Annotated in this window: 22 protein-coding genes; 14 read left to right on the forward strand and 8 right to left on the reverse strand. The window is 73.1% G+C overall.

What is annotated here, in order from left to right:
- Positions 1 to 27: 27 nt before the first annotated feature.
- Positions 28 to 1194 (reverse strand): homogentisate 1,2-dioxygenase, encoded by a 1167-nt coding sequence (locus FHX31_RS32015; protein ID WP_184977691.1) that lies wholly within the window; start codon positions 1192 to 1194, stop codon positions 28 to 30.
- Between the two features lie 94 nt (positions 1195 to 1288).
- On the opposite strand from FHX31_RS32015, the gene FHX31_RS32020 reads away from it, so the two are divergent.
- The 5 genes from FHX31_RS32020 (at position 1289) to FHX31_RS32040 (ending at position 5769) form a co-directional block, all read left to right on the forward strand.
- A complete protein-coding gene (locus FHX31_RS32020) occupies positions 1289 to 2155 on the forward strand; it encodes a hypothetical protein (RefSeq protein ID WP_184977692.1) in 867 nt (288 codons plus the stop codon).
- Positions 2156 to 2265: 110 nt separating this feature from the next.
- Positions 2266 to 3465 (forward strand): fumarylacetoacetase, encoded by a 1200-nt coding sequence (gene fahA, locus FHX31_RS32025; RefSeq protein WP_047893213.1) that lies wholly within the window; start codon positions 2266 to 2268, stop codon positions 3463 to 3465.
- 177 nt (positions 3466 to 3642) lie between these two features.
- A complete protein-coding gene (locus FHX31_RS32030; RefSeq protein WP_013288927.1) occupies positions 3643 to 3852 on the forward strand; it encodes a DUF397 domain-containing protein in 210 nt (69 codons plus the stop codon).
- 113 nt (positions 3853 to 3965) lie between these two features.
- Positions 3966 to 4448: an SRPBCC family protein gene (locus FHX31_RS32035; RefSeq protein WP_184977693.1), complete on the forward strand. Its 483-nt coding sequence runs from the start codon at positions 3966 to 3968 to the stop codon at positions 4446 to 4448.
- A gap of 67 nt (positions 4449 to 4515) precedes the next feature.
- A complete protein-coding gene (locus tag FHX31_RS32040; RefSeq protein ID WP_184977694.1) occupies positions 4516 to 5769 on the forward strand; it encodes an outer membrane protein assembly factor BamB family protein in 1254 nt (417 codons plus the stop codon).
- Positions 5770 to 5890: 121 nt separating this feature from the next.
- Here FHX31_RS32040 and hisC read toward each other — a convergent pair whose 3' ends face one another.
- The 4 genes from hisC to hppD are packed head-to-tail and all read right to left on the reverse strand — an operon-like array spanning position 5891 to position 9995.
- Entirely contained in the window at positions 5891 to 6994 is a 1104-nt protein-coding gene (gene hisC / locus FHX31_RS32045) for a histidinol-phosphate transaminase (RefSeq protein WP_013475036.1), read from the reverse strand.
- Entirely contained in the window at positions 6991 to 8019 is a 1029-nt protein-coding gene (locus FHX31_RS32050; protein ID WP_184977695.1) for an RDD family protein, read from the reverse strand. Before FHX31_RS32050 ends, hisC begins: the two co-directional genes overlap by 4 nt.
- Positions 8020 to 8074: 55 nt before the next feature.
- Positions 8075 to 8779, reverse strand: a complete 705-nt coding sequence (locus FHX31_RS32055) for an RDD family protein (RefSeq protein WP_184977696.1) — start codon at positions 8777 to 8779, stop codon at positions 8075 to 8077.
- A gap of 10 nt (positions 8780 to 8789) precedes the next feature.
- Positions 8790 to 9995 (reverse strand): 4-hydroxyphenylpyruvate dioxygenase, encoded by a 1206-nt coding sequence (gene hppD, locus FHX31_RS32060; protein WP_013288921.1) that lies wholly within the window; start codon positions 9993 to 9995, stop codon positions 8790 to 8792.
- Between the two features lie 140 nt (positions 9996 to 10135).
- Between hppD and FHX31_RS32065 the strand changes: the two genes are divergently transcribed.
- The 6 genes from FHX31_RS32065 (at position 10136) to FHX31_RS32090 (ending at position 19264) form a co-directional block, all read left to right on the forward strand.
- Entirely contained in the window at positions 10136 to 10624 is a 489-nt protein-coding gene (locus tag FHX31_RS32065; RefSeq protein WP_013288920.1) for an Lrp/AsnC family transcriptional regulator, read from the forward strand.
- Between the two features lie 121 nt (positions 10625 to 10745).
- Positions 10746 to 12182 carry an outer membrane protein assembly factor BamB family protein gene (locus FHX31_RS32070; RefSeq protein ID WP_082171225.1) on the forward strand — a complete coding sequence of 479 codons (1437 nt, stop codon included), beginning with the start codon at positions 10746 to 10748 and terminating at the stop codon, positions 12180 to 12182.
- A gap of 76 nt (positions 12183 to 12258) precedes the next feature.
- A complete protein-coding gene (locus tag FHX31_RS32075) occupies positions 12259 to 13926 on the forward strand; it encodes a fumarate hydratase (RefSeq protein ID WP_013288918.1) in 1668 nt (555 codons plus the stop codon).
- A 248-nt stretch (positions 13927 to 14174) separates the two neighbouring features.
- Positions 14175 to 17156, forward strand: a complete 2982-nt coding sequence (locus FHX31_RS32080) for an AfsR/SARP family transcriptional regulator (RefSeq protein WP_184977697.1) — start codon at positions 14175 to 14177, stop codon at positions 17154 to 17156.
- Between the two features lie 53 nt (positions 17157 to 17209).
- On the forward strand, positions 17210 to 18610 hold the full coding sequence (locus tag FHX31_RS32085; RefSeq protein WP_047891146.1) for a class II fumarate hydratase: 1401 nt from the start codon (positions 17210 to 17212) through the stop codon (positions 18608 to 18610).
- Positions 18611 to 18664: 54 nt separating this feature from the next.
- The gene (locus FHX31_RS32090) at positions 18665 to 19264 is read left to right on the forward strand and encodes a GNAT family N-acetyltransferase (protein WP_091330665.1); all 600 of its coding nucleotides are present in this window, start codon (positions 18665 to 18667) and stop codon (positions 19262 to 19264) included.
- Here the strand turns inward: FHX31_RS32090 and FHX31_RS32095 are convergent.
- Positions 19228 to 19776 carry a CGNR zinc finger domain-containing protein gene (locus FHX31_RS32095; RefSeq protein WP_013288914.1) on the reverse strand — a complete coding sequence of 183 codons (549 nt, stop codon included), beginning with the start codon at positions 19774 to 19776 and terminating at the stop codon, positions 19228 to 19230. The two genes, FHX31_RS32090 and FHX31_RS32095, sit on opposite strands and share 37 nt — an antisense overlap.
- 72 nt (positions 19777 to 19848) lie before the next feature.
- On the opposite strand from FHX31_RS32095, the gene FHX31_RS32100 reads away from it, so the two are divergent.
- The 3 genes from FHX31_RS32100 (at position 19849) to FHX31_RS32110 (ending at position 23265) form a co-directional block, all read left to right on the forward strand.
- On the forward strand, positions 19849 to 20811 hold the full coding sequence (locus FHX31_RS32100; RefSeq protein ID WP_091332117.1) for an EamA family transporter: 963 nt from the start codon (positions 19849 to 19851) through the stop codon (positions 20809 to 20811).
- Positions 20808 to 21488 carry an HAD family hydrolase gene (locus FHX31_RS32105; protein ID WP_184977699.1) on the forward strand — a complete coding sequence of 227 codons (681 nt, stop codon included), beginning with the start codon at positions 20808 to 20810 and terminating at the stop codon, positions 21486 to 21488. The genes FHX31_RS32100 and FHX31_RS32105 overlap by 4 nt, the downstream gene beginning before the upstream one ends.
- A gap of 88 nt (positions 21489 to 21576) precedes the next feature.
- Positions 21577 to 23265, forward strand: a complete 1689-nt coding sequence (locus FHX31_RS32110; protein WP_030272055.1) for a S8 family serine peptidase — start codon at positions 21577 to 21579, stop codon at positions 23263 to 23265.
- 68 nt (positions 23266 to 23333) lie between these two features.
- Here the strand turns inward: FHX31_RS32110 and FHX31_RS32115 are convergent, their stop codons facing one another.
- Together FHX31_RS32115 and FHX31_RS32120 are read right to left on the reverse strand one after the other, a co-directional pair.
- Positions 23334 to 24521, reverse strand: coding sequence for a hypothetical protein (locus FHX31_RS32115; RefSeq protein WP_176739760.1), 1188 nt, complete (start codon positions 24519 to 24521; stop codon positions 23334 to 23336).
- A 376-nt stretch (positions 24522 to 24897) separates the two neighbouring features.
- On the reverse strand, positions 24898 to 25545 hold the full coding sequence (locus FHX31_RS32120; RefSeq protein ID WP_013475046.1) for an IclR family transcriptional regulator: 648 nt from the start codon (positions 25543 to 25545) through the stop codon (positions 24898 to 24900).
- Positions 25546 to 25575: the final 30 nt, after the last annotated feature.

The following is a 25575-nucleotide window of genomic DNA, read 5'->3' on the forward strand; positions in this document are numbered from 1 at the left end:
GCCGGGCGCGGCCCCTTCTCGCGTACGTCAGGACTTGCGCGCCCAGGTCCACGCGTAGCCGTCGTCCTCGCAGTCGGCGGCGGCGTCGCAGAGGTCGAGCGGGCGGAACGTGTCCACCATGACCGCCAGCTCGTCGAAGAACTCCGCACCGATCGACCGCTCGGCCGCGCCCGGCTGGGGGCCGTGGGTGAAGCCGGACGGGTGCAGCGAGATCGAGCCCTGCTCGATGCCGGAGCCGCGCCGGGCCTCGTAGTTGCCGCCGGTGTAGAACAGCATCTCGTCGGAGTCGACGTTGTGGTGGTTGTACGGCACCGGGATGGCGGCCGGGTGGTAGTCCACCTTGCGCGGCACGAACGAGCAGATCACGAAGTTCGGGCCCTGGAACGTCTGGTGCACCGGCGGGGGCTGGTGGATCCGCCCGGTGATCGGCTCGAAGTCGTGGATGGAGAACGCCCACGGGTACATGTGGCCGTCCCAGCCGACCACGTCGAACGGGTGGTTGGCGTAGACGTACCTCGTCCACCCGCGGCGGTGCTTGACGAGCACCTCCACCTCCTCGCCGTCGACGAGCAGCGGCGTGTCCGGTCCGCGGACGTCGCGCTCGCAGTAGGGCGCGTGCTCCAGGAACTGGCCGCGTACGGAGAGGTAGCGCTTGGGCGGCCCGATGTGGCCGGACGCCTCGACGGCGAGCAGCCGGGTCGGCTCGTCGCCGGTGGGCACCAGGCGGTGGATGGTCGAGGTGGGGATGACGACGTAGTCGCCCGCTACCGCGTCGAGCACGCCGAACGGCGACTCGACCCGCATCGACCCGGCCTCCAGGTAGAGGCAGTGGTCGCCGGTGGCGTCGCGGAACAGCGGCGACGGCCGGTCGGCGAGCACGTACGCGATGCGTACGTCGTCGTTGGCGAGCAGGTACTGCCGGCCGAGCACCGGGTCCGCGCCGGTGCCGTCGAGCTTGTGCGTGCGCAGGTGGCGCGGCTTGAGCGGCAGGTTGGGCACGCGGGTGACTGTGGGCGGGGCGTACTCCTCGGCGGCGAGGATCGCGGTCGGCGCGTGCCGGTGGTAGAGCAGCGACGAGTCGGAGGAGAAACCCTCCTGGCCGACCAGTTCCTCCGCGTAGAGAGTGTCGTCGGGCTGGCGGAACTGGGTGTGGCGCTTGCGCGGCACGTCGCCGACGCTGCGGTAGTACGGCATCTCGCCTCCCGATATGTCCCGTTCTCCGGCCGGTGGCGTCCGATAATCGGACGCTGTTGTCCGTTCCTCGTAGCGTCCCGTACATTCTTGTCTCGTGTCAACGCAGGTGCCCCGCCTCCTCTCCGGCCTGGTGGACGACGCCGCGGTCTTCCCGCCCGGCAACGCCGCGCTGCCCGACGCGGTGATCGCGCACCGCACCCACCGAACCGCGTGGTACGCGGACATGGTCGGCCCGCTGCTGCTGCCCGCCTCGGAGATCCAGCGCGGGTCGCTGAGCGGCCTGGTGGACCCGGCCGAGGGCCTGGTGATCGGGCTGATCGGCGACACCGGCCTGGACCAGCTCCCGCAGGCGCTGGACGCGCTCGCGCCCGACGGGGTGACCGCCCGGCAGGTCGAGGCGCCGGTCGCCAAGCGCGGCGAGGACCCGCAACCCGGGCTGTCCGAGCTGATGACGCTCGCCGGCCGGCTCGACGGCGCCGCCGTGTACGCGGAGATCCCGCTGACCTTCGGCCTGATGGGCGCGCTCGACACGCTCGCCGAGGCGCGCGCCGCCGGGCTGCCGGTGGCCGCCAAGTTCCGCACCGGCGGGCTCGCCGCGGAACTGTTCCCCACCCCGGTCGAGCTGGCCGCGGTGATCTGCGCGTGCCGGGACCGTAAGCTGCCGTTCAAGCTCACCGCCGGACTGCACCACGCGATCCGGCACCGCGACCCGGAGACCGGCTTCAACCACCACGGTTTCGTGAACGTGCTGGGCGCCACGCTCGCCGCCGTCGGGGGCGCCGAGGTGGACGGCGTGGCCGAGCTGCTCGCCGCCACCGACCCGGTACGCGTGGTCGAGCCGGCCCGGGCGCACCGCGACGCCGAGCGTCCGCTCTGGGTCGGGTACGGCTCGTGCAGCATCTCCGAACCACTTACCGATCTGATCCGGCTGGGGCTGGTGAACGGAGGCTTTGAGGCATGAGCGAACGCACCGAGCGGAGCGAGGGCCGTGAGGGCATGCCCGGCCTGCACCGCATGAGCGAACGCACCGAGCGGAGCGAGGGCCGTGAGGGCATGCCCGGTCGGCACGGCATGAGCTGGGTTCCGGGTGTGGCAGGGTCGCCGTACGGGGTGACGAACCTGCCGTACGGCGTGTTCCGGCACGGCGAGGGCGAGCCGCGCGTCGGCGTCCGCATCGGTGACTTCGCGCTGGACCTGGCCGGCGCGGAGGCCGCCGGTCTGGTGCTGGCCGGCGGCGCGCTGGGCCGGCCGACGCTCAACGCCTTCATGGCGCTCGGGCGCCCGCAGTGGACGGCGGTCCGGCAGCGGGTCGTCGAGCTGCTCACCGAGCCGGAGCACCGGGCGGCGGTCGAGCCGCTGCTGGTGCCGCTGCGCGAGGTCGAGATGGCGCTGCCGTTCGAGGTGGCTGACTACGTCGACTTCTACTCCTCCGAGCACCACGCCTCGAACGTCGGGCAGATCTTCCGGCCCGGCCAGCCGCCGCTGCTGCCGAACTGGAAGCACGTGCCGATCGGCTACCACGGCCGGGCCGGCACCGTGGTCGTCTCCGGCACCCCGGTGACCCGCCCGACCGGCCAGCGGGCCAGCGCGCAGGGCCCGACCACCGGCGCCTCGGTCCGGCTGGACATCGAGGCCGAGGTGGGCTTCGTGGTGGGCGTGCCGAGCCGGCTCGGCGAGCGGGTGCCGGTTGCCGACTTCGCCGACCACGTCTTCGGCGTGGTGCTCGTCAACGACTGGTCGGCCCGGGACATCCAGGCGTGGGAGTACCAGCCGCTCGGGCCGTTCCTCGGCAAGTCGTTCGCCACCTCCGTCTCGGCCTGGGTGACGCCGCTGGAGGCGCTGTCCGACGCGTTCGTGCCCGCGCCGGACCAGGACCCGCCGGTGCAGGACTACCTGCGCGACACCCCGCGCCTCGGGCTGGACCTGACGCTGTCGGTCGAGTGGAACGGCGAGCGGGTCGCCGAGCCGCCGTTCGCCGGCATGTACTGGACCCCGGCCCAGCAGCTCGCGCACCTCACCGTCAACGGCGCGTCGCTGCGTACCGGCGACCTCTACGCCTCCGGCACCGTCTCCGGTCCGGAGCGCGGCCAGGTCGGTTCGTTCCTGGAGCTGACCTGGGGCGGGTCCGAGCCGGTCAAGTTCGCCGATGGCAGCGAGCGGACGTTCCTGGAGGACGGCGACACGGTGACGATCACCGCCACCGCGCCCGGCCCAGACGGCACCGCAGTCGCGTTGGGCGAGGTCACCGGGACGATCCTCCCGGCTCGCTGAGATCCGACCTTCCGAACCGGCCCCGGTCGCACCCGATGTGCGACCGGGGCCGTTTCCTTCGGCGTTGATCGCTCCGGATCACCTACGCCCCGGCCGGCGGCTCCCGGTCGAGCCGGGAGCCGCCCGCGGTGCCGGGCCGGGGCGTACCCGCGGAAGCCGAAACAGGAAGGACCGAGCATGACCGAGTTGACCGGTGCCGTCTGGCGCACCAGCAGCCGCTCGAACGATCAGGGTCTCTGCGTCGAGGTGGCGACGAACGTGGTCGCCGAGCACGGCGTGGTGGGCGTACGCGACTCGAAGGACCCGGACGGTCCGGCGCTCGCGGTGAGCCCGCCGGGCTGGGCCGCGTTCGTCACCGCGCTGCGGGGCGGCGCGCTCCGCGGTTGACCGCTCCTGTGCCACACACCGGTGCCCCGGCCGGGGCACCGGTGGTGGAAATGTCACCGGGAGGCTCCCCGTTTCCGGTCACGGCCCGTACCGTGTACGACACGGGAGGTGCCATGTCGACGGTGACGGTTTCCGCATTCATCGAAGCGCAGGACGCCGATCTGTGGCGGCTGCTCACCGACCTCCCGGCCCGCGCCGACTGGCTCTCGGCGGTGGACGCGGTCGAGGTCCTCGGCGCCGGCGGGTTCGGGCCGGGCACCGTGTGGCGGGAGACCCGCGTCCGGCCGGACGGCGGCACCGAACCGGAGGAGTTCGAGGTGATCGAGGCGGTCGCGCCCGGCCGCCTGGTGCTCGGGTCGCGCGGTGCCGGCGCCGACTACCGGATCACCTGGACGCTGCGCACCGTCGAGCGGCGGCGGCGCGGCTGCACCGAGGTCACCGTCGAGCAGGAGGCGGTGCCGACCCGGGCGTACGGGCGGGTGCTGGCCCTGATCCTCGGTGGCCTGGCCGCCCGCGCGGTCGAGGGCGCGCTCCGGCGCGACCTGGCCGACCTGGCGCTGGCCGCCGGTTCCGCCCGATCCACCGAGGCCGCCTGAGCCGACCCGGCCGCTCCCCGTACCCGGCCCGCACGCGGCCGGTAGGGTGCCGGGGCGGAGGTGACGGATGGCGAAGGCCGCGAGGCGGCGGGCCGTGGTGGCGCTGGTGGCGGTGCTCGCCGTCGCGGCGTCGGTCGCCGTGGTCGTCCGGGTGCTGGCGCCCGCCGAGGTCGACACCCCGGCCCGGAAGCCCTACCCGGCGGCGCCCGCGCCGACCGCCGGGGTGCTCGCGCGGCTGCCGGTGGCGCCCCTCGTCGTGGACGGCCGGCTCCGCGTCTACGCGGGCACCCGTCAGGTGTACGCGGACCAGCCGGTCACCGGACGGCACCGGGTCACCCCGTTCTGGTCCTTCCGCCGCTGGCCGGCGACGCTGGTCGGAGTGCTCGCCGAGGGCACTACGGTGGTCAGCCGCTGGTCCGACGGGAAGCTGGTGGCGCTCGACGCGCGTACCGGACGGGTGGCCTGGCGGGCCGACGGCCCGCAGCCGGGGTCGGTGCCGGAGCCGCGACGCACCTTCGCCGCCACGGTCTGGGATCCGGCCGGACTGCACGTGGCGCGCACGTCCGAGGGGCGGGCCGTGCTGCTCGCGACCGGTCCGGGCGGCATCGGCGGGTACGACCTCACCGACGGCCGCCGGCTCTGGCGCGCGGACGTGAGCAGGGGTTGCCGGTCCGACGTGGGCACGACCGCCAGCGGTGAGCTGGTCGGCGTGGACAGCTGCGACGGCCCGGCCGCGGTCGAGCTGCGGGACGCGGCGACCGGTGCGGTGCGGACCCGCTGGCGGCCGCCGGACGCGCCGGAACAGCTCGTCGTCACGCCGGTGGGCTGCCGCGACGGGCACTCCGGTTGCCGCGGGCTGCGTACCGCCGGGCCGGACGGCGCGGGCAGCCGGGGCTGGCTGGTGACCGACCCGGGTGAGCCGGCCGCCGCGCCGGGCCTGGACCACCCGGACACGGTGCTCGACGGTGAGCGGGCGGTGGACACGTCCGGCCCGGTGGTGGTCGGGCGCTCGGCGCGTACCGGCGAGGAGCTGTGGCGCCGGGCGGACATCCATCCGGCCCGGGTGCTCGCGACCGAGCCGGGGCGGGTGCACCTGCTGACCGACCGGCGGGAACTGGTCACCGTCGACCCGCTCACCGGTACGACCCGGTCGGGTTTCGTGCTCGACCTGGGCCGTGACGGGATCGGCTGGCGGCCGGGCCGGGCGTACGCGGTGGACGGCTACGTCGCTGTGGAGCGGCTGCGGGAGCAGGCCGCTCCGGAGGACGACGACCAGGGCTACTTCCTGATGGCCGAGCCGGTGTTGCTGGCAGTGACCTGATCTGGCGAGTCAAGCCTAAAAACGGACAAAAGCACCTATAGTGCTCTTGTCTGATCGGTCGGACGAAGACGCCCGGCGCCGGTCCGTAGGGGGTTGACGGACCGGCGCCGGGCGCGTCCGGTCAGGCCAGAGCGGCCTCGGCGGCGGCCAGGAACGCATCGTTCTCGGCCGGGGTGCCGATGGTGACCCGGACGCCGTCGCCCGGGAACGGGCGCACGATCACGCCACGCGCCTCGCACGCCCGGCCGAACTCCACCGCCCGGTCGCCCAGCGGCAGCCAGACGAAGTTGGCCTGGCTGTCCGGCACGTCCGGGACGAACTTGCGCAGCGCCTCGGTGACCCGGTCCCGCTCGGCCACGACCAGCGCGCAGCGCCGCTCCACCTCGTCGGCCTGCGCGAGCGCGGCCAGCGCGCCGGCCTGGGCGGCCATGCTGGTGGAGAACGGGGTGACCACCTTGCGCACTGCGGCGGCCACCTCCGGCGCCGCGACCAGCCAGCCGATCCGCAGACCGGCCAGGCCCCACGCCTTGGACAGCGTGCGCAGCACCGCCACGTTCGGCCGGTCCAGGTAGGTCAGGCCGTCCGGCACCTCGGGGTCGGTGACGAACTCCCGGTACGCCTCGTCGATCACCACGAGCACGTCGTCCGGCATCGCGTCGAGGAACCGGTCCAGCTCGGCCCGGCGCACCGCCGTACCGGTGGGGTTGTTCGGGTTGCAGACCAGGACCATCCGGGTCCGGTCGGTCACCGCCGCCGCCATCGCGTCCAGGTCGTGGCCGTGGCCGGCGTCGTTCGGCACCCGCACGCTTGTCGCGCCGCTGGTCGCCGCGATGATCGGGTACGCCTCGAAGGAGCGCCACGAGTAGAGCAGCTCGTCACCGGGCAGGCAGGTGGCGCGGACCAGGTGCTCGGCCAGCGCCACCGAACCGCAGCCGGTGGCGATCCGGTCGGCGTCCACGCCGTACCGCTCGGCGAGCGCCTGGCGCAGCGCCACCACGCCCATGTCCGGGTAGCGGTGCGAACCGGCGACCGCCTCGGCGACCGCCTCCACCACACCCGGCAGCGGGCCGTACGGCACCTCGTTGCTGGCCAGCTTGATCGCCTCGGCCAGGCCCAGCTCCCGGGCCAGGTCGGCGGGGCTCCGGCCGGGCACGTAGTTGGGCAGCGCGTCCAGGTCGGCGCGGGTGAGCCGCGGCGCAGGCTGGTGGCGTCCGGTCTCGGTCATGGGGTGTCTCCCGGGGTGTCGGCGCTCTCGGGCGGGGCGGTACCGGTGTCACGTTTGCGGGGGAGCTGGACCACCACCGTCTGCGCCCGCTTGTCGTGCAGGGCCTGGCGCAGCGGGTGGTCGAACAGGGGCGAGATCGCGTCGATGAGCTGGAGCAGCAGACCCAGCCCGCAGCAGTACCAGAGCAGCGTCGGCAGGCCGAGCGTGCTCCAGCGCCGGGTGGCCCGGCCGAAGCCGAGCGGCTGGTCCGCCTCGACCGGCAGCGCGCGAATGCCCATCAGCCGCTTGCCGAAGGTCTGACCGCGCGCCGCCATCGACGGCACCTCGTACGCGTACCAGAGCGCGGTGGCGATCACGAGAATGGCGATCTGGAGGCCGCCGGCCTGGTCGTCGATCTGGGGCAGCCCTTCGGTGGACGTGTCGCCGTTGAGCGCCCGGCGCACCGATTCACGCAGGTACGGGGAGACGGCCTCGACGTAGCGCCAGACGAACCAGCCGTTGACAACGGCGTTGAGCAGGAACACCACGCCGAAGTCGATCAGGCGCGCGACCAGCCGGGCGCCGTACGACGCCAGCGGCAGTCCGTGTGGGCGGGGGATCGGCTGTGCGCCCGGCCAGTGCGGGTACGGCCAGCCCGGCGGCGGTCCCTGCATGCCCGGCCCGGCCTGGCCCGGCTGCCCGGCCTGACCCGGCTGACCCGGCCACGGGTTCGGTTGACCCGGCTGCCCCGGCCACGGGCCGGCCTGGCCGGGCTGACCCGGTTGACCCGGCTGTCCCGGCCACGGGCCCGGCCGGCCGGGCGCGCCGGACGTCGAAGCCGCGTCGGGGCGGCCGCCGGGACCGGCGGCCTGCTGTTCGGTGGCCGGCGTCGGGGTGGCCGGCGCGGGCTCCGGTTCGGGGGGCGGCGGGCCGTCGGGCGGGGTGACGTCGACCGGGATCGGCGCGCCGATCCAGCCCTCGCCGTCCCACCACCTGCGGGTCTCCGTGTCGGCGGGGTCGACGTACCAGCCGGGTTCCAAACTCACGATGCCGTCCTAGTTCCCGACTGCGGGGCTCGCAGACCCGGCTCACTCCTCGCGCTCACGGGCCAACCTTAACGACGACCGTACCGGCGAACTTGTCGTGGAGGCACTGCTGCCAGGGCTTGTCCCACAGTTGCCAGAAACCGTCGAGGTAGCTGAGGAACGGCACGAACATCCCGCCGGCGAACTCGACGGCCCAGCGCTTGCCGAGCATGCCCCGGGTCAGCGCGGCGTCCGGCTGCACCGGCACGATCCGCAGCTTCATCACCTTCTTGCCGAGCGTCTGCCCGGTCCGGCGGGCGTACTCGACGTGGTAGACCCAGTAGAAGGCGAGCATCAGCAGCAGGACCCCGAGCTCGGCGGCGAGCAGCGGCAGGAACACGCTCGTCCAGACCTCGACCGCGTCGGGACCGTTCGGGCCGGCCTGCTCGATCTCGTCGATCATCCGGAAGAAGACGAGGAAGAACACCGGCACGAACAGCGCCATCGTCACCGCCATGGCGACGGCGGTGTCGATCAGGTAGGCGAGCAACCGGTCGCCGAAGCCCGCCAGCGGCTGCCCGTTCGGCGCCACCGGGGGCGGGACGGGCGCCGGGGCGTACCCGGGTGGGGGATAACCGGGCGGCGGGTAGCCGGGCGGGCCGGCGTACCCCGGGGGAACGTGCTGCGCGGGCACCGCCGGTCCGCCGGGCGGCGCGAAGCCGCCGCCCGCGGCTGGATGTCCGGCGGGCGGCGGCGTCGGGTTCGGAGGAGGCTGGGTCACGCGGACAGTGTTACAGGTTCCCGCGCTTCTCCTGCTCGCGCTCGATCGCCTCGAACAGGGCCTTGAAGTTGCCCTTGCCGAAGCCGAGCGAGCCGTGCCGCTCGATCAGCTCGAAGAAGACGGTGGGGCGGTCCTGCACCGGCTTGGTGAAGATCTGGAGCAGGTAGCCGTCCTCGTCCCGGTCGACCAGGATCTTGCGGGACTGAAGCTCCTCGATCGGCACCCGGACGTTGCCGATGCGGGCGCGCAGCTCCGGGTCCTCGTAGTACGAGTCCGGGGTGTCCAGGAACTCGACACCCGCGGCGCGCATGGCGTCCACGCTGGCCAGGATGTCGTTGGTGGCCACGGCGATGTGCTGGGCGCCGGGGCCCTGGTAGAACTCCAGGTACTCGTCGATCTGCGACTTCTTGCGGGCCACGGCCGGCTCGTTGAGCGGGAACTTCACCTTGCGGGTGCCGTTGGCGACGACCTTGCTCATCAGCGCCGAGTAGTCGGTGGCGATGTCGTCGCCGATGAACTCCGCCATGTTCGAGAAGCCCATGACGCGCTTGTAGAACTCGACCCACTCGTCCATCCGGCCCAGCTCCACGTTGCCGACCACGTGGTCGACCGCCTGGAAGAACCGCTTCGGCTGGAGGCCGGCGTCGATCATCGGCTGCCGGTCCACGATCGGGCCGCGAGCGACGAAGCCGGGCAGGAACGGGCCGGTGTAGCGGGACCTGTCGACCAGGCTGTGCCGGGTGTCGCCGTACGCGGCGATGGACGCCATCCGGACGGTGCCGTGCTCGTCGCTGACGTCGTGCGGCTCGACCAGGCCGGTCGCGCCCTGCGCCACGGCGTGCGCGTACGCGGCGTCCACGTCCGGCACCTCCAGCGCGATGTCGGAGACGCCGTCGCTGTGCTTCGCCACGTGCTCGGCGCCGTCGGCGTCCGGGCGGACCGCGCCGGTCAGCACGAAGCGGGCCGAACCGCTGGTCAGCACGTACTGCGCGTGGTCGCGGTAGCCCTGCTCCGGCCCCCGGTACGCCACGCACGTCATGCCGAACGCGGTGGAGTAGTAGTGCGCGGCCTGCTTGGCGTTGCCCACCAGGAAGTGGACGTGGTCCATGCCCTTGACCGGGAACGGGTCGCGGGTGATGTCGTGGTCGACTGCGCCGACGAGAGCGTCGACGTCGACCTCCTCGGTCGACTGGGGTCGGTCGATCGCCTGGGTCATGGTGGCCTCCCTCGCGTACCGGCCGGCCTCGTGGGCCGCCGTGGATGTGCTCTTCCGGCGAGGATCTACGGACCGCAGTGAGTTGGGCAACAGTTGACGTAATACCTGGTCAGGTTGTGCATTCGGTACGGTCGGACACCATGAACACTGGTCAGGATGTACAGCTCGACGAGCTGGACGCTCGCTTGATCGAACTGCTCGCGGAGGAGCCTCGGATCGGCGTGCTGGAGTGCTCCCGCCGCCTCGGCGTGGCCCGCGGCACGGTCCAGGCCCGGCTCGACAAGCTCGTCGGCCGGGGCGTGGTGACCGGGTTCGGGCCGGACATCACCCCCGCCGCGATCGGCTTCGGGGTGACCAGCTTCGTCACCCTGGAGATCAGTCAGCGGCACGGCCACGACCAGGTCACCGCGCACCTCGCCGCGATCCCCGAGGTGCTGGAGGCGCACACCATCACCGGCTCCAGCGACCTGCTCTGCCGGATCGTCGCCCGGTCGAACACCGACCTCCAGCGGGTCATCGACCAGATCGTCGCCTCGGAGGGCATCCGGCGCGCATCCACCATCATCGCGCTGGCCGAGCAGATCCCGTACCGGACGTTGCCGCTGGTCCGCTCCGCCGCCCGCGGGTAAGGAAGGGCCCCCTGTTAACGCCTTCGGAGGTGGAAGGGCCCCTTATTAACACCCCGGACCGCCCAAGAAGCGCCGCGACACGCACCGCACGCGGCCCGGGGGACCGGTGATCGTCGCTACCGTGTGCGGTGTGAAGGGCCTAGGGGTACGCGGCTGGTTGCTGCTCGGGCTCGTCACCGTGGTCGTACTCGCCGCGACAGGCGTCTGGAACCCGTTCCCGGCGCTGTGGGACTGGGTCGACCGCAGCAAGCCGATCTCCGAGCCGGACGTGGTCTGGCAGCAGCGCGTCGGCGGTACGCCGCGCAGCGTCACCATCGCCGGCGACACAGTGATCGTCGAGCAGCGCACCCGCATCGAGGCGCGCAACCTCGCCGACGGCGGCCAGTTGTGGGAGCGCAAGGCCGACTGGTCGGCGGTCGCGGGCAGCGGCCGGGAGTCGGTCGTCGCCGTGGGCCGGCTGCTCGACAAGGGGTACGAGGTGCTCGACCCGGTCAGCGGCGTGACCCGCCGCCGCGACGACCGCGCGATCGCCGTCTGGACCTACCGGAACCTGCTGCTGGACGCGTACTGCGTGCAGGCCACCGACTGCACGCTGCGCGCCTGGGAGCCGCGCGGCACCGCTCCGCTGTGGAGCGCGTTCCTGCCCGGCGTGCACAGCGGCGTGCTCGCCGACAACCCGGAACTACTGGGCACCCGGCGGCTCGGCGCCACCCGGATCGACGGTGGGGTGGCCGGGCCGGAGTCCGTCCCGCCGCTGCTCGGCTTCCCGGTCGACGGGCGGGTGCACGTGGTGGACACCGCCACCGGCCGGGTGCTCCAGAACGTCCAGCCCGGCCGCGAGGAGCGGCTCGCGGTGGTCGGCGGCCGGCTGCTGCGGATCGCGGCCACCTCCCGCGACGGGAGCTGCTACTACGCCGTGACCGCCGTGGACCCGGCCACCGGTCAGCAGGTGTGGCGGCGTACCGGGATCAACCTGCGCACCGCCGACTACGCCGGCTGCGTGCAGCGGGAGGATCCGCAGGGCGGGCGCAACGTGATCATCGGGGTCGCCCCGGACGGGCGTGAGGCGGTGCTCGACGGGTACGACGGCCGGCTGCTCCAGGTCGGCGCGGACGGCGAGAAGCTGCTCGCCGTGGACGACCGGTACGCCGTGGTGCGCAGCGCCGACAAGGGCTCGCTGCTCGGGCGGGAACTGTCGGCCGATCGGACCCGCTGGACCCGGCCGGCGGGCGGCAAGAGCGGTGCGGCGCTCACCCCGTACGCGGCGGTGATCAGCGAGGAGAAGCCGTCGCGGCTGATCGCGGTCGAGCCGCGGGAGGGCCGGGTGCTGGTCGAGCTGCGTACCTCGGCGAACGCGCTGGCGGTCGGCCCGAACGGCATGATCATCGGCGAGGGGCGGGAGATCGGGTACGTCCGCTGGGGCGCCGGCACGTCCGAGGCGCCGGGGCCGGGCCAGGACGGCGCGCCGGTGGCGCCGGACCCCGGAGGCAGCTGGCGCCCACCCGGCGACCAGGGAAGTTGCGGACCGAAACGGGAACTCTGCGCCGACGGCAAGTGACAGCGGGTGAGAGCGTCGTCCCAGGACCGACCTGCGGGTGCCACCGATCGACAGCTCTGCCCTAGGCTTTTCGGTCATGAGCAGTGCCGCCGCCTTCTCGTACGCACCCCTGCTGCCGACCGGTCCCGACCAGACCGAATACCGCCTGGTCACCGACGAGGGCGTGGACGTCGTCAACGGCCCCGGGGGCCGCCGGTTCCTCACAGTGGATCCGGGCGCGCTGACCGCGCTGACGGCCGAGGCGATGCACGACATCGCCCACTTCCTGCGCCCGGCCCACCTGGCTCAGCTCCGCGCGATCATCGACGATCCGGCGGCCTCGCCGAACGACCGCTTCGTCGCGCTCGACCTGCTGCGCAACGCCAACATCGCGGCCGGCGGCGTGTTGCCGATGTGCCAGGACACCGGCACCGCGATCGTGATGGGCAAGCGCGGCCGGCACGTGCTCACCGACGGCACCGACGCGGAGGCGATCTCGCGCGGCGTCTACCAGGCGTACACCCGGCTCAACCTGCGCTACTCGCAGCTCGCCCCGCTGACCATGTGGGACGAGCGGAACACCGGCAGCAACCTGCCCGCCCAGGTGGAGCTGTACGCCGAGGACCCGGACGGCCACGCCGACGCGTACAAGTTCCTCTTCATGGCCAAGGGTGGCGGCTCGGCCAACAAGTCCTACCTCTACCAGGAGACCAAGGCGCTGCTGAACCCCACGCGGATGATGCAGTTCCTGGAGGAGAAGCTGCGGCTCATCGGCACCGCGGCCTGCCCGCCCTACCACCTGGCGATCGTCATCGGCGGCACCTCCGCCGAGTACGCGCTGAAGACCGCGAAGTACGCCTCCGCGAAGTACCTCGACGCGCTGCCCACCGAGGGCTCGATGAGCGCGCACGGCTTCCGTGACCTGGAGCTGGAGGCCGAGGTGCTGGAGCTGACCCGCAACTTCGGCATCGGCGCTCAGTTCGGCGGGCGCTACTTCTGCCACGACGTACGGGTGGTCCGGCTGCCCCGGCACGGTGCCTCCTGCCCGGTGGCGATCGCGGTCTCCTGCTCGGCCGACCGGCAGGCGGTGGCGAAGATCACCCCGTCGGGCGTCTGGCTGGAGCGCCTCGAAACCGACCCGGCGCGCTACCTGCCCGACGTCACCGACGAGACGCTGGAGACCGAGGAGGTCGTCCGCGTCGACCTGAACCGGCCGATGGACGAGATCCGGGCCGAGCTGTCGAAGTACCCGGTGAAGACCCGGCTGTCCCTGACCGGCCCGCTCGTCGTGGCCCGGGACATCGCGCACGCGAAGATCGCCGAGCGGCTGGACGCGGGCGAGCCGATGCCGCAATACCTCCGCGACCACGCGGTCTACTACGCCGGCCCGGCGAAGACCCCCGAGGGCTACGCCTCCGGCTCGTTCGGTCCCACCACGGCGGGCCGGATGGACGCGTACGTGGAGAAGTTCCAGGCGGCCGGCGGCTCGATGGTGATGCTCGCGAAGGGCAACCGGTCCGCCCAGGTCACCCGCTCCTGCCAGGCCCACGGCGGCTTCTACCTCGGCTCGATCGGCGGCCCGGCCGCCCGCCTGGCGCAGGACTGCATCAAGCACGTCGAGGTGCTCGAGTACGCCGAGCTGGGCATGGAAGCGGTCTGGAAGATCGAGGTGGAGGACTTCCCCGCCTTCATCGTCGTCGACGACAAGGGCAACGACTTCTTCGCCGAGGTCACCAAGCCGGTCCTCACCGTCGGCCGGCGCTGACGGCAGACGTACACGAGGGGCGCCCGGGATGGTCCGGGCGCCCCTCGGCGTGTTCGTCATGCATCGACATCGGTGCGCCTGCCCGGCAGGGTGGCCGGACAGGCGCACCGCCCCCGTCGGATGTCGTCACCGACAACCGGTGACGAGTCTGTGCGCCGTCGCTATCGGATCGCTATCGCCTCGCCGCGCCGCTCGGTGACCGCCGGGCTACGCTGCTGGAAGTTGCATGGCGGCAGGCGGGGGCGCGGATGCGATTCGGGATCTTGGGGCCCTTGCGGGTCGGCGGCGGCGAAGCCACCGTCACCGCGGGCCGGGATCGCACCGTGCTCGCCATGCTGTTGCTGCGCCCCGGCCGGGTAGTGCCGGTGGAGGATCTGGTCGACGCCGTCTGGGAGGAGCGTCCCCCGGCGACCGCGCGGACCCAGCTCCAGATCTGTGTGTCGCGACTGCGGCAGCGGTTCGCGGCGCTCGGGCTGCCGGCCGGGACCATCGTCACCGACCCGGCGGGCTACGGCATCCGGATCGAGCCGGACGACCTCGACGCCGACATGTTCGCCCGCGCCGTGGAGACGGCCCGCGCCGAGGCCGCCGTCGGCCGGTTTGCCGAGGCCCGCCGTCACTACCGGGCGGCGCTGGCGCTGTGGCGCGGTCCGGCGCTCGCCGGTATCCCGGCCCGGCTGGTGCGACTGCGGGCCCAGGCGCTCGACGAGCAGCGGCTCGCCGTGCTGGAGGACTGCGTCGACGTCGAGTTGCGGCTGCGCCGGGGGACCGAACTGGTCGATGAGCTGACCGAGGCGGTCGAGCACAACCCGCTGCGGGAACGGCTGCGAGGGCAGCTGATGCTGGCTCTCTCGGCGGTCGGCCGGCAGGCGGACGCGCTCGCCGTCTACCGGGAGGGCCGCCGGATCTACGCCGAGGAGCTGGGCATCGAGCCCGGCGCGGCGTTGCAGGAGTTGCACCAGCGGGTGCTCGGCGGCGACCTGGTGCTGGGCGTGCCGGAAAGCCGGGTCACCGCGCCGGTCCGGGCGCTGCCCCGGGCGATCAGCGACTTCACCGGGCGCCAGCAGACCGTGGCCCGGCTGGTCAAGGAGGTCGCCGAGGAGGAAAGCCGGGTCCAGCTCCTGGACGGTATGGCCGGCAGCGGCAAGACCACACTGGCCGTTCAGGTGGCGAGCGCGCTCGTCGACCGGTTCCCCGACGCGCAGCTCTTCGTCGACCTGCACGGGCACAGCGACCGCAGCCCGCTGAGCACTGCCGCTGCGGCGGCCATCCTGCTCCAGCAGCTCGGTGTGCCGGCCGAGCGGGTTCCGGCCGACCTGGCGGGCCGGCTGGCGATGTGGCGTTCCGAACTGGCCGACCGGCGGGCCGTGGTGGTGCTCGACAACGCCGCGGACGCCGCGCAGGTCGTGCCGCTGCTGCCCAACGGGCGGGACTGCACCGTGCTGATCACCAGCCGCCGCAGGCTGGTCGGCGTGGACGCGGGGCGGCCCACCTCCCTGCCGGTACTCGATGCCGACGAGGCGGTCGAGCTGCTGGCCCGGGTGGCCGGCGCGGAACGGGTCGACGCCGAGCCGGAGGCGGCGGCGGAGGTGGCGCGCCGTTGCGGACACCTTCCGCTCGCGCTGCGGCTGGCCGGGGCGCGGCTCGCGCACCGGCCGCGGTGGCGGATGGCCGACCTGGCCGAACGCCTGGCCGGGGCGGCCGATCCCCTGGCGGAGCTGACCGTCGGGGAGCGCTCGGTCGCGCGTGCCTTCGCGCTGTCGTACGAGCAGGTGCCGCCGGTGGTGCAGCGGGTGTTCCGGCTGCTCGGACTCCACCCGGGCAGCCGCATCGACAACCGGGTGGCGGCCGTGCTCGCGGAGCTGCCGCTGTCGGAGGCGCAGGACGCACTCGACGAACTGGTCGACGCGCACCTCGTCGAGGAGGTGGAACCCGGCCGGTACCGGTTGCACGACCTCATCCGGGAGTACGCCCACACGCTCGGGGCGGAGCGCGAGACCGGCGACGAGCGGCGGGCGGCGATCGCCCGGCTGCTCGATCATCACCTGCACGTCGCCGCCGCCATCGCGCTGACTCTGGAGCAGACCGCTCCGCACGGCATTTTCGCCCGATCGGAGCCGGCACGGCCCGACCTGGTGGCGGCCACCGTCGTTCTCGGCCGGCCGTGGCTGGAGGAGAACCGGCCGACGCTGACCGCGTTGGTCCGGTTGGCGGAGGCCGAGGGTTTCCTCCGGCAGAGCTGGCAGCTGGCCCGGGTGGGCTGGACCGTCAACTTCTACGGCGGTCACCTCGACGACCTGATCGAGACGCACCAGATCGGCCTGCGGGCCGCCGAGCGTCTGGGCGACGACGAGGCCGTGGCGACGATGCACAACTATCTCGCGTCGGCCGACTACCGCCGGGCGCGCTTCGCCGAGGTGATCCGGCGGATGGAGGTGGTGGTCGGCATCTACCGGCGGCTCGACCGGCCGGTCGAGCTGCGGAAGGCGCTCGACAACCTCGGCACGGCCTACGCGGTGGACGGGCACCACAGGCAGGCCATCGAGATGTACGACGCGTCGGCCGCGCTCGCCCGCCGGCTGGACGATCCGTTCGCGCTGACCAACATGCTGAACAACCTCTCGCTCTGCCTGATGTGGTCCGGGCGGTACGACGAGGCCCTGCGGAAGTGCCGCCACCATCTGGCGCTCGCCCGGCAGGTCGGCGACCCGCGTCAGCTCGGCAACGCCGTCGGCCACCTGGGCATGGTCCGGCACCGGCGCGGCGAGCGTGGACCGGCCCGGCGGCTCCTGCGTACCGGTCTGACGTTGAAGCGCAAGATCGGCAACCGCTACGGCGAGGGCGAGCTGCTCAACGAGCTGGGCATGATGGAGCGCGAGGAGGGCCGGCCGGAGCAGGCCGCCGCGCTGCATCGGGAGGCCTTGATGGCGATGAACGACGCCGGGGATCTGGGCGGGCAGTGTGCGTCCCGGAACCTGCTGGCCCGGGCGATGCTGGACCAGGGGGACGTCGCCAGCGCGCTGGACCTGCACCGCCGGGTGCTCACCGACGCCACTCGGCTCAGCGCCCGTCACGAGCAGGCCTGCGCGCTCGACGGCATGGCCCGCTGCCTGCGTCACACCGACCCCGACCAGGCCCGCCGGTACGCCGGGCGGGCGCTGGCGCTGTTCTGCCAGGTCGAGTCGCCGGACCGGCGGGAGACCGAGAGGCTGCTCGCCGAGCTGGGCTGAGGGCCGCGCCACTTTCCCTGCACACCGACCGGTGGCGCGGCAGGATGGAACGCGTGACGACTCCAGAGGCGACCGGCTACCGGATCGAACGCGACTCGATGGGCGAGGTGGAGGTGCCCGCCGAGGCGCTGTGGCGGGCGCAGACCCAGCGCGCGGTGCAGAACTTCCCGATCTCGGGGCGCGGGCTGGAACCGGCCCAGATCAAGGCCCTGGCGCAGATCAAGGGGGCGGCGGCCCTGGTGAACGGTGAGCTGGGGGTGATCGACGCGGACGTGGCGCAGGCGATCGCCACCGCCGCCGCGCATGTGGCCGAGGGCGGCTACGACGACCAGTTCCCGGTGGACGTGTTCCAGACCGGTTCCGGCACGTCGTCCAACATGAACACCAACGAGGTGATCGCCACCCTGGCGAGCCGCGAGCTGGGCCGTGACGTGCACCCGAACGACCACGTCAACGCGTCGCAGTCCAGCAACGACGTCTTCCCCACCTCGATCCACCTGGCCGCCACCCAGTTCGTGGTGGAGGATCTGATCCCGTCGCTGAAGCAGCTCGCGGGCGCGCTGGAGGAGAAGGCGGCCGAGTTCGAGACGGTGGTCAAGGCCGGGCGTACCCACCTCATGGACGCCACGCCGGTCACGCTCGGGCAGGAGTTCGGCGGGTATGCCGCGCAGGTGCGCTACGGCGTCGAGCGGCTGGAGTCGGCGCTGCCCCGGCTGGCCGAGCTGCCGCTGGGCGGCACCGCTGTGGGCACCGGCATCAACACGCCGCTGGGCTTCGCCGACCGGGTGATCGGCAAGCTGCGGGAGTCGACCGGGCTGCCGCTGACCGAGGCGCGCAACCACTTCGAGGCGCAGGGCGCCCGGGACGCGCTGGTGGAGACGTCCGGCCAGCTCCGTACCATCGCGGTCGGTCTCTACAAGATCGCCAACGACGTGCGCTGGATGGGCTCCGGCCCTCGCGCCGGGCTGCGTGAGCTGCGCATCCCCGACCTCCAGCCGGGGTCGTCGATCATGCCGGGCAAGGTGAACCCGGTGGTGGCCGAGGCGATGCGGCAGGTCTGCGCCCAGGTGATCGGCAACGACGCCGCGGTGGCCTTCGCCGGGTCGCAGGGCGACTTCGAGCTGAACGTGATGCTCCCGGTGATGGGCCGCAACCTGCTGGAGTCGATCAAGCTGATCGCCGCGTCCAGCCGCCTGTTCGCCGAGCGGCTGGTGGCCGGCCTGGTCGCTGACGCCGAGGTCTGCCTGGCGTACGCGGAGGGCTCACCGTCGATCGTCACCCCGCTCAACCGCCACCTCGGGTACGACGAGGCCGCCTCGATCGCCAAGGAGGCGCTGGCCAAGCAGGTGTCCATCCGCGAGGTGGTGATCGCCCGGGGGCACGTCGACTCGGGCAAGCTCACCGAGACCCAGCTGGACGAGGCCCTGGACCTGCTCCGGATGACCCACCCCTGAGCCGGCGCCGGTAATTGCCTCGACCCGTCACAGTGGGCGCGGCATGATCCGACCGTGCGTGACGACGGCGGCGTGTTGCTGGAGACCGCGCGGCTGACGCTGCGCCGGTTCACGATGGACGACGTGGATCGGCTGGTGGCGCTGGACGCCGATCCGGAGGTCATGCGCTTCCTGACCGGCGGCGCGCCGACCCCGGCCGGGACGTACCGGGACGAGGTGCTGCCCCGGGTGCTCGCGCAGTACGCCCGGCATCCCGGGCTCGGCCGCTGGGCGACGCTCGACCGGTTCACCGGCGAGTTCCTCGGCTGGCACTCGCTCGACCCGTCCGACGACGGCGGCGAGGCGGAACTGGGCTACCGGCTGCGCCGCGCGACGTGGGGACACGGGCTGGCCACCGAGGGCGCGCGGGCGCTGGTGCGGCACGCGTTCGACACGGTCGGCGTCCGCCGGGTGTGGGCCCAGACGATGGCCGTCAACGACCGCTCCCGCGCGGTCATGGCCCGCGCCGGGTTGCGCTACGTCCGCACCTTCCACCTGGCCTTCGACGACCCGATCCCGGGTACGGAGCACGGCGAGGTGGAGTACGAGCTGCGCCGCGACGCCTGGCCCGCGACGCGTCAGGAGTGGGACGCGGCGGCCCTGCGGGCCCGGTAGGCGCTCACCGCGGCCCGGTTGCCGCACCCGGCGTCGCAGAACCGGCGGGACCGGTTCCGGGACAGGTCGACGAGCACGTTGTCGCAGTCCGGGTGGTCGCAGTGCCGCAGCCGGCTCAGCTCGCCCATCCGGACCAGGTCGGCCATCGCCATCGCGGCCTCGACCGCCATCCGGGTCGCCAGCGGCGCGTCCCGCGGCACGGCGTGCAGATGGTACGGCTCGTCGTCGTGCCGGACGAGCTGCGGCAGCGCGTGCGACTCGCGCAGCAGCGTGTTGACGATCGTCACCACCTCGTCGGTGTCGGCGTACCAGATGCGGCGCAGCCGGGGCCGCAGCGCGCGGACCTGGCGCAGTTCGGCGTCGGTGTGCTCGTGCCGGCCGCTCCACCCGTGAGCGGTGAAGAAGGCGTCCAGGGCGGCCACGTCGGGCAGCCCTTCCCGATCGTCGCCGGCGGTGTTCACCAGTGCGGCGACGCTGACCAGCGCGCATTCGGTGTCATGGGCGAAAAGCAACTTGACTCCTGTCGGAGGCTACGCCTAGCGTCATCAGCATAACCTCCCTTGACTCATGACCAGGAGATGCCGATGCGTGAACGGTCAAGCGTCGGGCTCGGCCTGGCACTGCTCTCCGCGATCACGTTCGCCACCTCGGGCACCTTCGCCCGCCCGCTGATCACCGGCGAGTGGTCGGCGGTCGCCGTGGTGATCGCCCGGGTCGGCATCGCCGCGCTGGTGCTCGCCGTCCCCGCCGTGCTGGCGCTGCGCGGCAGGTGGACAGTGCTGCGCCGCAACGCGGGAAGCGTGGTGCTGTTCGGGCTGCTCGGCGTGGCCACTGCGCAGGCCTGCTTCTTCAACGCGGTCCGCTACCTCCCGGTCGGCGTGGCGCTCCTGCTGGAATACCTCGGCATCGTGCTCGTGGTCGGATGGATGTGGCTGGTCCACGGTCAGCGCCCCCGGCTGCTCACGGTGGCCGGTTCGGTCACCGCCCTGTGCGGGCTGGGGCTCGTCCTCGACCTCACCGGCGCCGGACGACTCGACCCGGTGGGCGTGCTCTGGGGCCTCGGCGCGGGCGTCGGGCTGGCCGGATACTTCGTCATCGCCGGGCGGATCGACGCGGGCCTGCCCTCGGTGGTGATGGCCAGCGGTGGCATGGCCGTCGGCGCGGTGGCGCTGCTCCTGCTCGGCGGCATCGGAGCGCTGCCGCTCGCGGCCGGCACCGCCGACGTCACCTTCGGCGGGCACCGGGTGAGCTGGCTGGTGCCGATCGCCGGGCTGTCGCTGATCGCCGCCGTGGTCGCGTACCTCGCCGGTGTCGCCGGCACCCGGCTGCTCGGGGCACGGCTGTCCTCCTTCGTGGGGCTGACCGAGGTGATGTTCGCGGTGCTGATCGCCTGGCTGGTGCTCGACGAACTGCCCAGCCTGATCCAGTTGGCCGGCGGGGCGCTCATCCTGGGCGGCGTCGCACTGGTCCGGGCGGACGAACTGCGGGGCACACCGTCGACCTCGGCGACTGCGCCGGCCGAGCCGGTGCTGACCGGCGAGCGATGAGCGGCCCGCGCGGCGCCGTCGTCTTCGACGCCGACGAGACACTCGTCGACCTGCGCCCGGCGGTCACCGGCGCGCTCGTCGCCGTACTCGACGAGATGCGGCGGCGGACCCCGGCGGCGGCCGCCGTGGCGCTCGCGGACCTGGAGGGGGACTGGGGTGCGGTCTTCGGCGCGCTCAGCGCCGCCCCGGTGCAGGAGATCCGGCGGGCCGCCCTGGCCCGTTCGCTGGCCCGGGCCGGGCTGGAGGCGGACCTGGACGAGTTCGCGGCGTTGTTCTTCGCCCGCCGGTACGCGCTGAGCCGCCCCTTCCCGGACGTGCTGCCCGCGCTGGCGGCGCTGCGCCCGCACCACATGCTGGGCTTCGCCACGAACGGCAACAGCCGCGCCGAACAGTTCGCCTTCGAGGTGTACGCGCACGAGGGCGGCGTGCCCAAGAAACCGGCGCCGGAGTTCTTCACGGCGGTGGTGGCGGCGTCCGGGCTGCCCGCCGCGCGCATCGTCCACGTGGGCGACTCGCCGGAGCACGACGTGGCCGCCGCCCAGCGGGCCGGACTGCGTGCCGTCTGGCTCAACCGGGCCGGACTGCCCCGCCCGCGGGGCCTCGAACCGGACGCCGAAGTGTCCACGCTCGCCGGACTGTCCACGGTGCTCACCACCGTGGCGAACGCGAATGCCTAGTTGCCGCCGATAACGGACGTCGATCTGGCGGAACCCGCTCCCGTGATGTGGGATGACACCACGTCCCTCAACGAGAGGATCTGATGTGGTGAGCAAGCGCTTCACCGTCGGCGCGGTCGCGGCTGCGGCCTCGCTGGCACTCACGGTGACCGGTCTGAGCATCCCGGCGAACGCCGCGCCGTCGGACACCCGGACCTTCACCGTGCTGGCCGAGAGCGGCGTCTCCACCGACGCCGCGATCGCCGCGATCGCCGCCGCCGGTGGCAAGGTCGTCGCCCGCACCGACGACGTCGGCCTGTTCCAGGTCACCAGCGACCGGGCGGACTTCGCCAGCCGGGCCACCGCGGCCGGCGCGCTGGTCGGCGCCGCCGAGGAGAAGGCGATCGGCCGCAAGCCGAAGCTGGACCGGGTCGAGCAGGAGCACCTGCTGGCCGCCGCGGCGACCAAGGGCAAGGCCGCCAGGAACAACGGCAAGAAGATGGACCCGCTCGACGACAAGCTCTGGGGTCTGGACATGATCCGGGCCGACAAGGCCCGCAAGATCGAGCCGGGCGACCGCCGGGTCACCGTCGGCATCCTGGACACCGGCGTCGACGCCAGCCAGCCCGACCTCGCGCCGAACTTCAACTGGGCGCTGTCGCGCAACTTCGCCCCGGACATCCCCGAGGTCGACGGCCCGTGCGAGGTGGCGAGCTGCCTCGACCCGGTCGGCACCGACGACGGCGGGCACGGCACGCACGTGGCCGGCACCATCGGCGCCGCCGCGAACGGCTTCGGCCTCTCCGGCGTGGCCCCGAACGTCTCCCTGGTCGAGCTGAAGGGTGGCCAGGACAGCGGCTACTTCTTCCTCAACCCCGTGGTGAACTCCCTGGTGCACGCGGGCCGCTCCGGGCTGGACGTGGTCAACATGTCCTTCTACGTCGACCCGTGGCTCTACAACTGCACCGCCAACCCGGCGGACTCGCCGGAGGCGCAGGCCGAGCAGCGGACCGTCATCGAGGCGATGAAGCGGGCGCTGAACTTCGCGCACCACAAGGGCGTCACGCTCGTCGGCTCGCTCGGCAACAACCACGAGGACCTGGGCGCGCCGCGCACCGACGTGAGCAGCCCGGACTACGGCGCCGACCCGTACCCGCGCCCGATCGACAACGCGACCTGCTGGGACCTGCCGGTCGAGGGCCCGCACGTGATCGGCGTGTCGGCGGTCGGCCCGTCCGGCAAGAAGTCGGACTACTCGAACTACGGCACCGAGCAGATCTCGGTGGCGGCGCCGGGTGGCTGGTTCCGGGACGGCTTCGGCACCGACACGTACCGCACCGACGCCAACATGATCCTCTCCACGTACCCGAAGAAGGTGCTCCAGGAGGAGGGGTCGGTCGACGAGAACGGCGACATCGTCGCCGGCTTCGAGAACTCGGTGTTCAAGCAGTGCACCGCCAAGGGTGAGTGTGGCTACTACACCTACCTCCAGGGCACCTCGATGGCGTCCCCGCACGTCTCGGGCGTGGCGGCGCTGATCGTGAGCAAGCACGGCAAGAAGCAGGGCCGCAACGGCTACGGCATGGCGCCGAACCTGGTCGAGCAGCACCTCTACCGGACGGCGGCCGAGCACGCCTGCCCGGAGCCGCGGCTGCAGAGCTACACCAACGAGGGCCGGGACGCCGAGTTCGACGCGTACTGCGCGGGCTCGCTGAACTTCAACGGCTTCTACGGCTACGGCATCGTCGACGCCTACGCCGCGGTGAAGACCCCGGTCAAGCCGAACGTACGACCGTAACGACAGTTTCCCCGAGGTGGCGGTGTCCGGAGTTCCCGGACGCCGCCACCTCGGCGTTCCGGCGGGTGTCACGGCCGCCACCCCCGGGCCACCAGTGCGGCGCGGATCTCCCGCACCAGGGCGGGGAACTCCTTACGCAGACGGCGGCCGGTCACGTGCAACACGAGCCAGCCGGCCGCGACGAGCTGGTTGAGCCGCCGCCGGTCGAGGTGCATCCGGTCCGCGTCGGAGTGCCACTGACCGTCGTACTCGACGGCGACCCGGAACTCCGGCCAGGCCAGGTCGGGGTGCAGGATCAGGCCGGTCGGCACACGCACCGGATACTGGGCCACCGGGCGGGGCAGGCCGGCGAGGACGAGGCGGACCCGCAGGTGGGACTCGGGCGGGGACTGGGCCAGCCCGTCGGTCAGGCCGAACACCCACGCGGCTCGCCGCCCACCGGGGCGGCAGGCGTTCCGGGCCGCCTCGCTCGCCAGCGCCGACCGGTTCACCGAACCGGTACGCAGCAGCCCGTCGATGATGCCGACCGCCTTGACGGGATCGGCCCAGACCGCTGTCTCCCAGGCACAGGCGGCCGGCTCGGTGCGGGGCGGCGGCCCGGCCAGGATCATCGCCGCGCCGGGGTACGACCCCGCGAACGGGTTCAATGCGGCGGTTGAAGCCGGCGGGGTGGCCGGGCCGTGCGGTCCGGGCGCCCTGCGGGAGTCGGCCGGATTCGGCGATCTGGTCCGGCCCGGTGTGCCCGGTGGGCGGTCCGCCGCGGACGACGCCGCGACGGGCGACCTCGTGCTTGCGGGTGGGCTCGTGTCGGTGGGCGACCTCGTGCCTGCGTATGGGTTCGTGCCGGCGGGTGGGCTCGTTCGCGCGGCTGCGGCGCCGGCGGGGACCAGGAGGCCGCTGCGGGTGCTCGACATCGGGGCGTGGTGCACCCGGACACCCGGCTGAGAGTCGGCCCGGACCGTGGCCGGCAGCAGGACGTGCACGTCGTCGGTGAAGTCGGCGGCGTGCTCGACCCCGTGCAGGTAGGCCGCCGAAGGGCCGGCGATCGCCGCACCGGGTGGCATGCGTAGCAGCGCCGCGCGGCAGGCCAGCGCGTGGTCGCGGTCGAGCCGCGCGTCGGCGTAGACGTCCTGCCGGAGCCGGATCCAGGACGCGCCCCGGAGATGGTGCCGGGACAGCAGCCCGCGCCGGATCGCTTCCGAGCCCCGGAAGACCTGCCAGGCCAACTCCGGTGGTCGATGAGGATGAGGTGGCATGTGACGAGCGTGGCGGCGCACGGGTCGAGATCGGTACCCCTGTGGACAGCCACAGCCGTGCCACCCGCCGCGCCCTGTGGACAACCCCCGACCGCCCCTGTCCGTGTGCTATGGCCCTCGATCAGCGCATGATCCACTCCACATCGGGGAGGTGGCGGTGTCCGGGCCGCGTTGATGCAGCCACGTCGCCGAGCTGGCGTGAGGGTCTGTGGTGTGAGGGTTGCGGGGTGGGCTGGGCCGTGTGGCCGCCGGTGCCTTGAGCTGGCTTGATCGACTTCACCTCGGGGAGGTGGCGGTGTCCGGGCCGCGTTGATGCAGCCACTTCCCCGAGCTGGCGCGAGGGCGTGAGGGCGTGAGGGCGTGGGGGCATGCGGGGTCAGGAGAGCGCGGCGGCGACCGCCTCGGCGGCGGCGGTGACCTGGGCGCCGACGTCCGCCACGTCGAGCGGGGTCAGCGACACCACCCCGACGCTCCCCTCCAGCCCGGGCACACCGATCACCGGCGCCGCCACCCCGTATGCGCCTGATTGAAGCTCGCCGCTGGTACTCACCGGCCCCGGATCGCCGGCCCGCCCGGCCAGTACCGCCCGGCCGGCGGCGCCCCGTTCCAGCGGGTGCCGGGTGCCGGTCCGGTACGCCACGTGGAACGACGTCCAGCTCGGCTCGACCACCGCGAGCGCGACCCCCTCGCCGCCCTCGACCACCGTGAGGTGGGCGGTCGCCCCGGTGCCCTCGGCGAGCCGGCGCAGCGCGGGCAGCGCACCCTCGGCCAGCAGCGGCTGGGCGCGGCGGGCCAGGTGCAGCACGCCCACGCCGATGCGCAGGCGGCCCTCGCCGTCACGCCGGAGCATGCCGTGGCCGGTCAGCGCGCCGACCAGCCGGTAGACGGCCGCCCGGCCGATGCCCAGCCGGTGCGCCGCCTCGGTGACTGTGAGCCCGCCCGGCGCGTCCGCGACCAGGTGCAGCAGCCGCAGGCCCCGGTCCAGGGTCTGTGCCGTCTCTCCCGTGCGCGCCGCCGTGTCCACAGCACGCAGCGTACGACCCGGCTCCGGCCA

This window comes from Micromonospora sp. CNZ286 (assembly GCF_014207755.1).

What these genes read in the sequence shown, in the direction of transcription:
- fahA (WP_047893213.1), top strand. Translation starts at nt 2,266, where the DNA reads ATGAGCTGGGTTCCGGGTGTGGCAGGGTCGCCGTACGGGGTGACGAAC.
- FHX31_RS32040 (WP_184977694.1), top strand. Translation starts at nt 4,516, where the DNA reads ATGGCGAAGGCCGCGAGGCGGCGGGCCGTGGTGGCGCTGGTGGCGGTG.
- hppD (WP_013288921.1), bottom strand. Translation starts at nt 9,995, where the DNA reads ATGACCCAGGCGATCGACCGACCCCAGTCGACCGAGGAGGTCGACGTC.
- FHX31_RS32015 (WP_184977691.1), bottom strand. Translation starts at nt 1,194, where the DNA reads ATGCCGTACTACCGCAGCGTCGGCGACGTGCCGCGCAAGCGCCACACC.
- FHX31_RS32080 (WP_184977697.1), top strand. Translation starts at nt 14,175, where the DNA reads ATGCGATTCGGGATCTTGGGGCCCTTGCGGGTCGGCGGCGGCGAAGCC.
- FHX31_RS32035 (WP_184977693.1), top strand. Translation starts at nt 3,966, where the DNA reads ATGTCGACGGTGACGGTTTCCGCATTCATCGAAGCGCAGGACGCCGAT.
- FHX31_RS32075 (WP_013288918.1), top strand. Translation starts at nt 12,259, where the DNA reads ATGAGCAGTGCCGCCGCCTTCTCGTACGCACCCCTGCTGCCGACCGGT.
- FHX31_RS32115 (WP_176739760.1), bottom strand. Translation starts at nt 24,521, where the DNA reads ATGCCACCTCATCCTCATCGACCACCGGAGTTGGCCTGGCAGGTCTTC.
- FHX31_RS32105 (WP_184977699.1), top strand. Translation starts at nt 20,808, where the DNA reads ATGAGCGGCCCGCGCGGCGCCGTCGTCTTCGACGCCGACGAGACACTC.
- FHX31_RS32030 (WP_013288927.1), top strand. Translation starts at nt 3,643, where the DNA reads ATGACCGAGTTGACCGGTGCCGTCTGGCGCACCAGCAGCCGCTCGAAC.
- FHX31_RS32100 (WP_091332117.1), top strand. Translation starts at nt 19,849, where the DNA reads ATGCGTGAACGGTCAAGCGTCGGGCTCGGCCTGGCACTGCTCTCCGCG.
- hisC (WP_013475036.1), bottom strand. Translation starts at nt 6,994, where the DNA reads ATGACCGAGACCGGACGCCACCAGCCTGCGCCGCGGCTCACCCGCGCC.
- FHX31_RS32065 (WP_013288920.1), top strand. Translation starts at nt 10,136, where the DNA reads ATGAACACTGGTCAGGATGTACAGCTCGACGAGCTGGACGCTCGCTTG.